This window comes from Dactylosporangium sp. McL0621, from assembly GCF_049995355.1.
Taxonomy (GTDB): Bacteria; Actinomycetota; Actinomycetes; order Mycobacteriales; family Micromonosporaceae; genus Dactylosporangium.
This window is the reverse complement of record NZ_CP188259.1, coordinates 635,949-648,453: the sequence shown is the minus strand read 5'-3', so window position 1 is coordinate 648,453 and position 12,505 is coordinate 635,949. Positions and strand designations below refer to the sequence as shown.

Below are 12,505 nucleotides of genomic sequence, written 5' to 3'. Positions count from 1 at the left end.
ACGTCATCGCGTCGATCGTCGACCCGTCCTCCACATCCGACACGACGAGGTCCGGGATGACGATTCGGCGGTACGCAGGCGGACGTTTACCGCTTCCAGGACGAGCAGCCCGGCATCCGAGGCGCCGGCGTCCAGAGCATTCGCGATGCGGCGGGACAAGATCTGGTGCCGAACCCCCGGCACCGGACTCACCAGCAGGCTCCCATCGATCAACTCGACCCGGTTCGGCGTCTCGCCAAGCGTGAAGTTCTCATCTTCACTCCACGGCCCCGCGTGCTCCAGCACGTTCACGCCCATCGGCGACTCACCCCCACGAACAGCGTCCCACGAGCGCATACCCGGCGGCGACAGGCGGGCACCCGCTCGGGAGAAATCGCGCCGACGACGCCGTGCAGGCGACCATCACGCGGCTGTACCAGCACTGGAAGCGGGTCTCCCGCAGCGACAACGTCGACGCCTACGTGCACCGGATGCTCGTGCACGCCGTCATCGACGAGCGGCGCACTCGTGGGCGCGGGTCCGGCTCGTCGAGCGGCCTCCTGGACGCTCCCGGTGGCGACCCGCACGCCGGGGTGGACGACCGGGACGGGCTCGTGGCCGCGTTGCGCCGGCTGCCCCCGCGCCAGCGGGCGGTGCTGGTCCTGCGGTTCCTGCTGGACCGATGCGGGCCGGGCCGCCGGCGGGCGTCGAGGGCCCGGCGACGAGCGCGCCGCCGTCCACGGCCGGGAACCCGGCGGCGGGCTGCGTGCCGACGCTGCTGGACACGCCGGGCGCGGCGAACGGCGTGGCCGTAGCGATCGACCCCGGTGGCACGACCGTGGGCGGCACGCTCGCGGTCGCCGGGGCGGTCATCGACGGCGAGCAGACCCGCCCGGCCGTCTGGCACTGTGCCTAGGGGCTGCGGCTTTACAAGATCGCGAAGGCTGGGTAGCACCGTTTACCCCTTTCGGCCGGAAGAGTCCATCACCCCGAAGGACGACCCGGACTCCGGCGGCGTGCTACCTTCGCCGTCGCGCGCGTGTGATGGCTCGGAGGTAGCAAGTGGCGAACCGTTCAACCCAGACGGCGGATCCGGAGCCCGAGGTGCGGCTGCGGTTCGGCGACCGGCAGCTGGCCTGGACGCTGATGGCGTTCTCGGCGGTGCTCTACGCGATCGCGGCGAAGATGCGACTCGGCATGCCGCCGCTCGGCGACGAGCCGCACTACCTGATCATGAGCATCGCGCTCGGCAAGTACCACACGTTCGACCTGACGCAGGCCTACGCCAACGGTGACTACCGGGTGTTCTACCCGGACAACATCGAGGCGCACGTGTACCCCAACGCCGACGGCATCATGGTGCCGCTGCACAACTTCGGCGGGCCGATCCTGTGGACCATCCCGTACGAGATCTGGGGCCGCTACGGCGCCCAGCTCGTCGTCGTGCTGGCCAGCGTCCTCACCGTCGGCGTCATGTACCGCATCATGCGCGAGCTCGGCATCGTCCGCTCCTACGCGGCGATCGTCACCGGGCTGTTCGTGGTCGCCACGCCGCTGTACATGTACGCCTCCATGCTGTTCATCGACCCGTTCGGCGCCCTGTTCGTCGCGTACGCCGTGCGCGTGCTCGTCGCCGCGCGGCCGGCCAAGTGGCAGGTCGCGCTCGCCTCGGCCGGGCTGGGCTGGATGCCCTGGGTGCACGGCCGGTTCACGCTGTTCACCGTGATCCTCGGGGTGCTGCTGCTCCTGCGGGTCGACCGCGGCGGCCTCAAGGGCGTGCGGGCGCTGACGGCGTACATCCCGGCCGCGGTGCCGATGGTCGTGCTCCTGCTCGCGCTGGAGATCTTCAACTACACGCACTACCGGTCGCTGAGCCCCGCCCCCGGCAACTCCGCGCTCGGCGACGGCCTGTTCCAGATCCCGCCGCAGACCGGCCTCGCGGGCATTCTCTTCGACCGGCAGTACGGCCTCATCAGCCACTTCCCGGTGCTCGCCCTGGCCGTGCCCGGAATGTTCCTGGTGGGCCGGCGCCACGGCCGCATGCAGTCGCACTGGATGCTGCTCGCGGTGATCCTGCCGTACATCCTGGCCGTCTCGACGTTCCGCACGTGGTGGGCCGGGTTCACGCCGCCCGGGCGGCTGCCGGTCGTGCTCGTGCCGCTGCTCGCGTTCTACGTGGCGGTGACCCTGCAGCGCCTGCACAACTGGTTGCCGCTGGCGCTGTCGATGCTCACCGGCCTGGTCGGCTTCGCGATCACGGTCACCGGCGACATCATGCTGCTCGGCCGCTTCACGTCCAGCGGCGGCGACGCCAACGACCCGGTCCTGACCTGGCTGGCCGCCCGCATCCGCGAGCCCCACGCCGCACGGATACTCCCGGCCGTGGAGACCAACCCGGGCACGGGGCAGAACTACTGGCCGTGGTACTTCGTCTTCGCCGCCTGTGTAGCGGTGGCCGTCATGTGGGGGCGGCTGGCCCCCGCCGACCGAATGCCGGACCGTCCGCTGTGGAGCGTCATCCCGACCCCGCGCGAGCTGCTGGCAACGGTCCGCCGCCGCCCGGCGCCGGTGCCCACGCCCGCCCGGGCCGCGCAGGCGCCGCGGCCCGTGCCCGCCGCCGCCGTACCCGAACCGGTGCCCGTGCCGGCCGGCGAGCCGCCGGAGGAGTCGGAGGCCGAGTCGGAGAATCCCCGGCTCGACTGGCCTTACCCGCCGTCGGATCGGACCCCATAGGCAAACAGATGTGGCCCGCGCCGAGGCGCGGGCCACATCTCAGTTACCGGTGCCGCTGAAGGCGGTGCCCTGGGCGAACGCGCTGCCGAAGCGCTCCTGCAGGGCGTCGAGCTCGGAGAACTCGGCCTGGTGCGAGGACTCGGAGCCCTCGGCCGCGAACACGTGGTCGTCGACCGACGCGTCGTGGCTGTAGTTCGTGTAGTCGTCCGACTCGTAACGCACGCCCCCCGGGACCTCGTACTCCTCGTGGCGCCCCTGCGCGAAGTCCGTCGACTCGGCCGCCGAGTGGTCCTGCTCGTACACCCCGAACTGGCTGCCGGCGTCCTGCTCGGAGCCCGAAGCCTGGTGCAGCTGGTCCAGCTCGCCGCTGTCCTGGCCGGCCTCGTACTGCCCGTAGTCGACGTCGCTCATGTCTCTATCTCCCTGTCATCAAAGGCAACTCGGTGATGACAAGAACGTTAGGGAACGCAAGATCGAGACGAATCCCGGAAACGTGCCAGCGGTCAGAAGATCTTGCCGGGGTTGAGGATGTTGTCCGGGTCCAGGGCGGCCTTGATGGAGCGGTGCGCCTTCAGGCCCGTCGGGCCGATCTCGCGCGCCAGCCAGTCGCGCTTGAGCAGGCCCACGCCGTGCTCGCCGGTCGAGGTGCCGCCCAGGGACAGGCCCAGCGACATGATGGCGTCGAACACCTTCTGGCCCTGCGCCAGGCTCAACGCGTCGGAGCGGTCGATCACGATTATCGGGTGCAGGTTGCCGTCGCCGGCGTGGCCGACGGTCGCGACCACCACGCCGTGCTCCTCGGCGATGCGCTCGATGCCCTCGATCAGCTCGACCAGCCGGGTCCGCGGTACCGCCACGTCGTCCACCATGATCCCGCCGCCCAGCGGGAACAGGTGCGCCGCGAAGTGCTCCAGGGCCGGGTGGGCCAGGCGGCGGGCGGCGAGCAGCGCGTCGGCCTCGGTGGCGTCGGCGGCCACGAAGACGTCCGCGGCGCGGGCCTGGTGGCACATGGCCGAGATCGCCGCGAGGTCGTCCGGCGCGCGGACGCCCGAGTCGACGGAGGCGATCAGCAGCGCCGCCGCGGTGGTGGGTAGACCCATCGGGCGGTACGCCTCGATCGCGCTCATCGCCACCCGGTCGATGACCTCGAGCATGCTCGGGGTCAGGCCCGAGCCCACGACGGCCGAGACCGCGGCGCCGGCGGCCGCGAACGTGTCGAAGACCGCGACCAGGGTCAGCGACGGCTCGGGCGCGGGGCGGAGTCGGACGGTGATCTCGGTGATCACGCCCAGGGTGCCCTCGGAGCCGACGAAGAGGCTGGTCAGGTCGTAGCCGGCAACCCCCTTGGCGGTGCGCCGGCCGCAGTTGAGCACCTCGCCGCTGGCCAGCACCACCTCGAGGCCGAGCACGTGGTCGCTGGTGACCCCGTACTTCACGCAGCACATGCCCCCGGCGTCGGTGGACACGTTGCCGCCGATGGTCGACTGCTCCCAGGACCCGGGGTCCGGCGGGTAGTACATGCCCTGCTCGGCCACCGCGCGGCGCAGCTGGGCGTTGACCACGCCGGGCTGGACGACCGCGATGCGGTTCTCGGCGTCGATGTCGATGATGTCGTTCATCGCGATCAGGGACAGCACGATCGCGCCGTCGATGGCGTTGGCCCCCCCGGCCAGGCCCGAGCGGGCGCCCTGGGGGATGACCGGCACGCGGTGGCGGCTCGCGGCGCGCAGGACGGCGGACACCTGACCGGTGGTGCGCGGGCGCACGACCACGGCGGGCGTGCCGTACGGCACCAGGTCCGCCTCGTCGTGCTCGTACGAGCGCAGCAGGTCCGGATCGGTCAGCACCCCGCCCTCGTGGGGCAGCGCCGCCCGCAACTCCTCGAGCAGATCCATACCTGGCACGCTAGTGGTTGTGCTCTACATCGACACGCCCCGGTGGCCCGCCCACGGGCGCCTCTTCGCCCATCTGATCAGCGATGTGTCGGCGGCCGAGCTGCACGCCTTCGCGGAGCTGGTCGGGGTGCCGCGGCGGGCGTTCGAGCGCGACCACTACGACGTCTCGGCCGAACGGGCGCAGATCGCCGTGTGGCTGGGGGCCACCCGGGTGAGCCAGCGGGTGATCGTCGAGCGCCTGGTTGCCGCCGGGCTGCGGCGACCGCGCCATTTGTCCGATTCTCGGGGCAAGAAAAAGGCTGGTCAGGGGTTGTTTCCGCGGCAAGATTAGGCAACCCTTGCTTAGGTAAGGCTAAGCGAGCCGGAGCGGGCCGACTACGTCACCGCCAAGGCCTGTGTCGCTTTAGGGAGCACCCCTTTGTATGTCTGCATCTGCCACCGCGTGCGCGAGTGCGAAATCCGCCGGGTCATCCAGTCCGGCGCGCGCAGCGAGGACTCCGTCGGCGACGAGTGCGGCGCCGGCACGGGCTGCGGCACCTGCCTGGACCGCATCGCCGACCTGATCGACGCCGAAAACGCGGCCGCGGTGCCCGTTTTCAACTAGAAACGGGCGTTCGGGGCGTAACCTGCCACCATGCAAGGGGACGCACGAGTCATCGAGTTTCTGAACGAGCAGCTGACCGCCGAGCTCACGGCGATCAACCAGTACTTCCTGCACGCCAAGATGCAGGAGAACTGGGGATACACGATCCTGGCCAAGCACACCAAGCACGAGTCGATCGACGAGATGAAGCACGCCGAGGTGCTCACCGATCGGATCCTGTTCCTGGAGGGCCTGCCGAACTACCAGCGCCTGTTCCCGCTGCGCATCGGCGAGTCGGTGCCGGAGCAGTTCAAGTGCGACATGCAGATCGAGATGGAGGCCGTCGACCGGCTGCGGCGCGGCATCGAGTACATGCGCTCCATCGGCGACATCACCTCGGCGAACATCTTCGAGGAGATCCTCGCCGACGAGGAGCACCACGTCGACTACCTCGAGACCCAGCTCGGGCTCATCGAGAAGCTCGGCGAGGCGCTGTACCTGCAGAACGTCACCGAGCACCCAGAAGCGTAGCGATCTCCGTCTCCAGGTTGGCGCGGGCACGGGCGGTCCACTCCGCCCGTGCCGGTACGACCCGGAAAAGCTCCGGCAGGTCCGCCAGTTTCCGCAGGATGGCCGCCCGCCCCGGCCGGAACACGTCGTCCGGCACCGCCGCGTACTCCTCGCGGACCGCCGCGGCGTAACGGTCGTAGTCCGGCCGTTCCGACGCCAGAATGGCCAGATCCGCGTCCGCCAGCAGGGCGCCGTTGCGATCGCCCGGCTCGACCGCGTGGCCGGCGGTCAGGCGCACCAGTCGCGCCACCTCCGCCGCGCGCTCCGCGGAAAAGCCAAGTGCGGCAAGGGTTGTACCCGCCAGGGCCGCACTCTGCTCCTCGTTGTCGGCGGCGAACACCTCGTAGACCGCGTCGTGGAACCACGCCGCCAGTCGCACCGCGTCGGCGTCGTCGGCCAGGTCGGCGTGTTCGTCGATGACGCGCAGCATCACGGCCAGGTGGGCCAGCGTGTGGTACCGCCGGTGCGGCTGCGACCAGCGGGCCAGCAGGTCCCGCCCCACCGTCCGCTCGCCCGGGAAGATCCGCTGCCAAGCCTCGATCACGACTACGAGCTTAGGTGCCCCACGCTCTCCACGATGTGGTCGAGGCTCACCGCGCGCCCGGCCGCCCGGTCGCGCTGGTGGGCGGCGATGCGCAGCAGGGTCTGCGAGCGCAGCGTCTGCGCGTCCGGCGGCTCCGGCAGCCGGTGCCGGGCCCGCAGCCCGTCCGCCGCCCCGGCCAGCCGCGCCGCGTGCGCCGGGTCGTCGGCCGCGAGCAGGGCCGCGACCACGTCCAGCGAGATCGCCAGGTCGAGCCGGTCGCCGACCTCGTGGCGGGTGACAAGCGCCGCCACGAGCAGCCGCAGCGCCTCCACGCGGTCGCCCTCGGCCAGCGCGGCCAGCCCGAGCTGGTGCTGGGCCATCGCCGCGCCGAACGCGTCGCCGACCTGCCGGCTCAGGGCCAGGCTCTCGTCCAGCGCGGCGCGGGCGCCCGCCACGTCGCCGCGGCCAGTACCGCCACAGCCCCAGGGAGATCCGCATGCGCGTGGGCCCGGCGCCGTGGCCGAACGCGGCCCGGACGTTCTCGTAGTCGGTCTCGATGCGGCCGGTCCACTCCGCCTGCTCCGGCCCCGTGAGCCCGACCGCGGAGGCCTCCGCGAACGCCGCGTAGAAGTCCGCGTGCCGGTCGGCCGGGCCGGGCTCGTCGCCGAGGCGGTTGCGGGCGTACGCGCGGATCGTGGACAGCAGGTGGTAGCGCCCGGCGTCGTCGTCGCGCACCACGAGGTGCTTGTCCACCAGCGCGGCGAGCCGCTTCTCCAGCGGGCCGTCGAGGCGGCGGCACAGCTGCGCGACCGGCAGGGCGGTGTCGATGGTGATCTCGAAGTCGGCGTCGACCGCGCGCGCCCGCTCCGGCTCACCCACGTCGGCCAGCCGGATCACCGGCTTGCCCGAGGCGTCCGCCGTACTGCCGGAGAGCTCTGTCGCGAAGCCCCGCAGCCGCGCGATCTGCGCGACCTCGCACAGGAACCGCGTGTGCCCGGCGCCCTTGGGCCCCGTGACGCGCAGCGACCCGCGCAGGCCCGCCGACACGCGGGTCATGAACTCCTGCGTGGCGCTCAGCGCGGCGTCGCGCTCCCACAGGCGCGACGAGCCGGCCGCCGGGTCCGCCTCGATGTCGTCGCCGACCGCCTGGCCCCGGCCCCGCCGCTTGGCCAGGTAGTTGCGGCGGTCCGCGGCGGCGACGAGGGTCTCGCCGTCGGTACCGTCGGCCGGGCTGGACGCCACCCCCATGCTGATCGACAGATGCAGCGGCGGGGTGCCCGCGAACTCCCGGGCGCGCACCTCGTCGGTGAGCCGGATCGCCAACCGCAGCGCCTCATCGGGCGCGGTGCCCGGCAGCAGCAGCACGAACTCGTCGCCGCCGTAGCGGAACAGCACGTCATCGGCGCGGATCAGCCCCTGGATGCGCTCGGCGAGCTGACGCAGCAGCAGGTCGCCGCGCAGGTGCCCGAAGGCGTCGTTGACGGTCTTGAAGTGGTCGACGTCGAAGAGCAGCAGGCTGGCCCCGCCGACCTCGTGCAGGGCGGCGTCCAGGGCGGCGCGCGTATGGGCGCCGGTGACGGGATCCTGCACGTTCATCGCCAGCTTGATCGGCTTTACCGGGGCCCCGCTGAGGTGTTCGGGGGCAATTGGCGCATCGGAGGACCGACTGCCGGCCGTCCGGTGTCCACCCTTCGTGCCATTTTCGCCGGACGACCGGACACAACACTTTCACCGATCCCACACGCATCAGGGGCAACACGAATTCACTTTGGTGCGTACATTTCCGGGCATGTCGCTACGGTTATCCGTACCCAAGCTCGCCGCCGCGGTTCTCGCCTGCGGCCTGCTCTCGATCGGTGTGGCCGGGCCCGCCTCGGCCCAGCCGTCGGGCGACGGAGGCGGACACGCCCAGGGCGGCCTTCCGCCCGGGGCACACTCGGCCACCGCCGCCGTCACCGCGGCGCCGGCGGGCTACTCGATCCTCGGCATCGACGTCTCCAGCCACGACCACTCGTCCTACCCGATCGACTGGCCCGGTGTCGCCGCGAGCGGCGGCCGCTTCGCCTACATCAAGGCGACCGAGGGCAACTTCTACGTCAACCCCTACTTCCACGCCGACAACGCCGCTTCCAAGGGCGCCGGCATCCTCACCGGGGCGTACCACTTCGCCCGCCCGGACCTCGGCGACCCCGTCGGCCAGGCGAACTACTTCATCGACCGCGCGGAGTGGGTCAACAACTCCCGGACCCTGATCCCGTTCCTGGACATGGAGTGGCCGTACTCCTCGCTCGGCCTTCCCGCCTGCTGGAACCTCACGCCGGCGGCGATGGTCGCGTGGATCCACGGCTTCGTCGACCAGGTCAAGGCCCGCACCGGCCGAGACATGATGATCTACACGAACGTGAACTGGTGGAACCCGTGCACGGGCAGCAACGCCGAGTTCTCGAACAACCCGCTCGACCTGGCCAGCTACACGGCCACCGCGCCGACCAACCTGCCCAGCGGCTGGACGAAGTTCACGCTGTGGCAGTACGGGGCCGGCAACAACTCGCAGGCCGGCAACTACGACAAGAACGCCTTCAACGGCGACTACGCGGCGCTGACCAAGCTCGCCGGTGACATCCCGGCCGACGGGCCGCCGGTCGAGCTGCGGGCCAACGCCAACAGCAAGTATGTGACCGCCGACCTCAACAACGGCTCCACGCTGACCGCGAGCCGCGACGCGATCGGGGTCTGGGAGCAGTACGACGTGCTCGACGCCGGCAACGGCGACATCGCGCTGCGCTCGCACGCCAACGGGCTCTACGTGACCGCGGACCTCACCAACGGCGGCAAGCTCGTCGCCGACCGGACCGCGATCGGCGCGTGGGAGAAGTTCACCGTCGGCGACAACTCCGACGGCAGCATCAGCCTGTTCGCGGCGGCCAACGGCATGTACGTCACCGCCGACCTCGACAACGGGGGCCGGCTCATCGCCAACCGCGCCGCGGTCGGGGCCTGGGAGAAGTTCGCCAAGGTGCCCGCACCGGCACTGGTCACCCTCAAGGCGAACGCCAACAGCAAGTTCGTGACCACGGACCTGAACAACACGGCCACGCTGACCGCCAACCGGGACGCGGCCGGGGCCTGGGAGCAGTACGACGTCATCGACCTCGGCAGCGGTGACGTGGCGCTGCGCGCGCACGCCAACTCGTCCTACGTGACCGCCGACCTCACCAACGGGGGCAAGCTGGTCGCGAACCGGGCCGCCGTCGGGCCGTGGGAACGGTTCCGGCTGCAGGACAACGGCGACGGCACGGTGAGCGTGCTCGCCGGGGCCAACGGGGCGTACGTCACCGCCGACCTCGACAACGGGGGCCGGCTCGTCGCCAACCGCACCGCGGTCGGCGCCTGGGAGAAGTTCACCAAGATCGGATAGACGGGCGCGACGGGAAAGGGGGGCTCCGGCCCCCCTTTTTCGTGGCCCCCGACTGCCGGCACTGCCGGCCGGTCGGTCGGCGGTCGTGCCGGTCCGCTGGAGCTGCGCGTAGCTACACCGCCGTGGCCCGGTCCGCCTGGAAACCCCGGACGTCGGGCGCGCCCAGGCGGGCCGCGTCGGCCGTCAGGTCGTCCGGCATCCGCTGCGACTCCTGCTCCGCCGCCACCCGGGCCAGGTAGTGGTCCACCTCGCGCGAGCGCGTCGCGGCGTCCCAGCCCAGCACGTCGCCCATCACCCGGGCCGCGTCCTGGGCCGTCGCCGTGCCGCGGTGCTCGGTCTCGAACGAGATGCGCGTGCGGCGGGTCAGCACGTCCTCCAGGTGCAGCGCCCCCTCGGCCCGGGCCGCGTACGCCACCTCCGCCGCCAGGTACTCCGGCGCGCCCGCGACCGGGCGGCGCAGGTCCGAGTCGAGCGCGAGGACCTCGAAGGCCAGCGAGCCGTACCGCTCGAGCAGGTGCTCGAGCACGCCGACCGGAATTGCGTGCCGGCGGGCCAGATCCGCCCGGTTCGTCCACAGTGGATAGTAACCGTCCGCGCCCAGCAGGGGCAGGTCCGCCGTCCGGGACGCGGGCACCAGGCCGCCGTGCCGGCGCAGGCCGCCCAGGCGGTGCGCGACGCGGTCGATGACGTCCGCGGCCATCACCCGGTAGGTCGTGTACTTCCCGCCGGCGATCAGCATCAGGCCCAGCATCGGCTCGACGACGGCGTGCGTGCGCGAGAGGGCCGAGGTCTGCTCGTCCCGGCTGTGCGGCTGGCGGTGCCGGGCCTCGCGGGACAGCAGCGGGCGCAGGCCCGCGTAGACGCCCTCGATGTCCCCGGTGCCGAGCGGGCGGTCGAGCACGGCGTTGACCTGGCCCAGCAGGTAGGAGATGTCCGTCGCCGACGCCGCCGGGTGGCCGCGGTCCAGGTTCCAGTCCGTGTCGGTCGTGCCGATGATCCAGTGCCCGCCCCACGGGATGACGAAGAGCACCGACGACGGGGTGCGCAGGATGAGGCCGGCTTCGCCCGTGATGGCGGAGCGGGGTACCACCAAATGGACGCCCTTGCTGGCCCGCACCTGCAGGCCGGCCGACTCCCGAGGCCCCTGCTCCGAAAGCATGCCGGCGATGTCGTCCATCCACACGCCGGTCGCGGCCACGACAGTGCGCGCGTGCACCTCGAACTCCTCGCGCGTCTCCTGATCGCGCACCCGCACGCCGGTGACCTCGCGGGCGTCGCGGAGCAGGCCGACCGCGCGGGCGCTGGGCACGATCGCGGCGCCGAGGCTGGCCGCGGTCCGGGCGAGGGTCGCGACCAGGCGGGCGTCGTCGACCTGGCCGTCGTAGTACTGGATCGCGCCGCTGATCGCGTCCTCGCGCAGCGACGGGAAGCGGCGGTGCGTCTCCGCGCGCGACAGGTGCCGGTGCAGCGGCATCCCCGGCGGCGACGAGCGGCGCAGGCGCGAGGTGGCGGCGAACGCGTCGTAGAGGCCGACGCCGGCGCCGTAGTACGCCCGCTGCCAGGCCCGCTGGCCGAGGCCGACGAACCCGCGGTGGGCGGGCAGCGGCACCAGGATCGGCACCGGGCGCACGAGGTGCGGCGCGAGCCGGGAGGCGAGCAGGCCGCGCTCCTGGAGGGCCTCGTTGACCAGGCCGAACTCGAGCTGCTCGAGGTAGCGCAGGCCGCCGTGGATAAGCTTGGAGGACCGGCTCGAGGTGCCGGCAGCCAGGTCGCGGGCCTCGACGAGGGCGACCGACAGGCCGCGGGAGGCGGCATCGAGGGCGGCCCCGGCGCCGGTGACGCCCCCGCCGATGATCAGGACGTCGAAACGCTCACGACGCAGCCGGGCCACGTCGCCGGCACGGCGCGCGGGCGACAGGCGGGACGCCTCGAAACGGGACGTGGAGGGTTCACGGCGCACTACTACACGGTAGCCGCGCCCGCCACGCCGTTGGTGTGAGATGCGCGGCTGAGGGAATGGGAGGAGTTGTGTCAATCACCGAACGCATCGTGCGGGCGCCCGCCGAAGCCGTGTACTCCGTGCTGTCCGACGGCTGGTCGTACTCCGACTGGGTGGTCGGCACCGCGCACATCCGCGACGTCGACGACGCGTGGCCCGCGCCCGGCACCCGGCTGCACCACAAGGCCGGCCCGTGGCCGGTCTCGATCCGCGACCGCAGCGAGTCGCTGGACTGGGAGCCGGGCCGGATGCTGCTGCTGAAGGTGCACCTGTGGCCGTTCGGCGCCGGGCACGTGAAGTTCACCCTCGACCGGCTCGACGACCGGGCGACGCGGGTCACCATGCAGGAGCAGTTCACCGAGGGCCCGCTGCTGGGCGTGCGCAACAAGGTCGGCGACCTCTTCCTGCACTTCCGCAACGCCGAGGCCCTCCAGCGCCTGGCCGACATCGCCGAGCGCCGGGTGGCCGCCGCTCAGCGCGGGTAGGTCCGTCACGCGCCATTGCGCCGTTGCGCCGCCGCTCAGCGCGGGTAGGTCCGTCACGCGCCATTGCGCCGTTGCGCCGCCGCTCAGCGCGGGGTAGGTCCGTCACGCGCCATTGCGCCGTTGCGCCGCCGCTCAGCGCGGGGTAGGTCCGTCACGCGCCGTCGCGCCGTTGCGCCGCCGCTCAGCGCGGGGTAGGTCCGTCACGCGCCATTGCGCCGTTGCGCCGCCGCTCAGCGCGGGGTAGGTCCGTCACGCGCCGTCGCGCCGTTGCGCCGCCGCTCAGCGCGGGGTAGGTCCGTCACGCGCCGTCGCGCCGTTGC

12 protein-coding genes and 1 pseudogene are annotated in these 12,505 nt (G+C 72.0%); 8 read left to right on the top strand and 5 right to left on the bottom strand.

The window, feature by feature from the left end; all coding sequences use genetic code 11:
* Positions 1-3: 3 nt before the first annotated feature.
* On the bottom strand, positions 4-297 hold the full coding sequence (locus ACPPVO_RS02965; RefSeq protein ID WP_426509776.1) for a hypothetical protein: 294 nt from the start codon (positions 295-297) through the stop codon (positions 4-6).
* A gap of 92 nt (positions 298-389) precedes the next feature.
* On the opposite strand from ACPPVO_RS02965, the pseudogene ACPPVO_RS02960 reads away from it, so the two are divergent.
* The 3 genes and pseudogenes from ACPPVO_RS02960 to ACPPVO_RS02950 all read left to right on the top strand — a co-directional run.
* Positions 390-455: pseudogene (locus ACPPVO_RS02960) on the top strand (SigE family RNA polymerase sigma factor); the annotation flags it as partial.
* A gap of 206 nt (positions 456-661) precedes the next feature.
* Positions 662-895 (top strand): hypothetical protein, encoded by a 234-nt coding sequence (locus ACPPVO_RS02955; protein WP_426514958.1) that lies wholly within the window; start codon positions 662-664, stop codon positions 893-895.
* A 146-nt stretch (positions 896-1,041) separates the two neighbouring features.
* Complete coding sequence (locus tag ACPPVO_RS02950) at positions 1,042-2,712, top strand: hypothetical protein (protein ID WP_426509775.1); 1,671 nt, start codon at positions 1,042-1,044, stop codon at positions 2,710-2,712.
* Between the two features lie 39 nt (positions 2,713-2,751).
* Here ACPPVO_RS02950 and ACPPVO_RS02945 read toward each other — a convergent pair whose 3' ends face one another.
* Both ACPPVO_RS02945 and ACPPVO_RS02940 read right to left on the bottom strand, forming a co-directional pair.
* Positions 2,752-3,123 carry a hypothetical protein gene (locus tag ACPPVO_RS02945; RefSeq protein ID WP_426509774.1) on the bottom strand — a complete coding sequence of 124 codons (372 nt, stop codon included), beginning with the start codon at positions 3,121-3,123 and terminating at the stop codon, positions 2,752-2,754.
* Positions 3,124-3,215: 92 nt separating this feature from the next.
* The gene (locus ACPPVO_RS02940) at positions 3,216-4,607 is read right to left on the bottom strand and encodes an FAD-binding oxidoreductase (protein WP_426509773.1); all 1,392 of its coding nucleotides are present in this window, start codon (positions 4,605-4,607) and stop codon (positions 3,216-3,218) included.
* Between the two features lie 19 nt (positions 4,608-4,626).
* On the opposite strand from ACPPVO_RS02940, the gene ACPPVO_RS02935 reads away from it, so the two are divergent.
* The 3 genes from ACPPVO_RS02935 (at position 4,627) to bfr (ending at position 5,721) form a co-directional block, all read left to right on the top strand.
* Positions 4,627-4,938, top strand: coding sequence for a DUF4031 domain-containing protein (locus ACPPVO_RS02935; RefSeq protein ID WP_360382166.1), 312 nt, complete (start codon positions 4,627-4,629; stop codon positions 4,936-4,938).
* Between the two features lie 111 nt (positions 4,939-5,049).
* On the top strand, positions 5,050-5,211 hold the full coding sequence (locus ACPPVO_RS02930; RefSeq protein ID WP_426509772.1) for a (2Fe-2S)-binding protein: 162 nt from the start codon (positions 5,050-5,052) through the stop codon (positions 5,209-5,211).
* A gap of 30 nt (positions 5,212-5,241) precedes the next feature.
* Positions 5,242-5,721, top strand: a complete 480-nt coding sequence (bfr, locus tag ACPPVO_RS02925) for a bacterioferritin (protein WP_426509771.1) — start codon at positions 5,242-5,244, stop codon at positions 5,719-5,721.
* Here the strand turns inward: bfr and ACPPVO_RS02920 are convergent.
* Positions 5,699-7,879 carry a diguanylate cyclase gene (locus ACPPVO_RS02920; RefSeq protein ID WP_426509770.1) on the bottom strand — a complete coding sequence of 727 codons (2,181 nt, stop codon included), beginning with the start codon at positions 7,877-7,879 and terminating at the stop codon, positions 5,699-5,701. The two genes, bfr and ACPPVO_RS02920, sit on opposite strands and share 23 nt — an antisense overlap.
* 193 nt (positions 7,880-8,072) lie before the next feature.
* On the opposite strand from ACPPVO_RS02920, the gene ACPPVO_RS02915 reads away from it, so the two are divergent.
* On the top strand, positions 8,073-9,701 hold the full coding sequence (locus tag ACPPVO_RS02915) for a GH25 family lysozyme (protein WP_426509769.1): 1,629 nt from the start codon (positions 8,073-8,075) through the stop codon (positions 9,699-9,701).
* Positions 9,702-9,813: 112 nt separating this feature from the next.
* Here ACPPVO_RS02915 and ACPPVO_RS02910 read toward each other — a convergent pair whose 3' ends face one another.
* Positions 9,814-11,661 (bottom strand): glycerol-3-phosphate dehydrogenase/oxidase, encoded by a 1,848-nt coding sequence (locus tag ACPPVO_RS02910; RefSeq protein ID WP_426509768.1) that lies wholly within the window; start codon positions 11,659-11,661, stop codon positions 9,814-9,816.
* A 68-nt stretch (positions 11,662-11,729) separates the two neighbouring features.
* On the opposite strand from ACPPVO_RS02910, the gene ACPPVO_RS02905 reads away from it, so the two are divergent.
* Positions 11,730-12,185, top strand: coding sequence for an SRPBCC family protein (locus ACPPVO_RS02905; protein ID WP_426509767.1), 456 nt, complete (start codon positions 11,730-11,732; stop codon positions 12,183-12,185).
* Positions 12,186-12,505 lie beyond the last annotated feature (320 nt).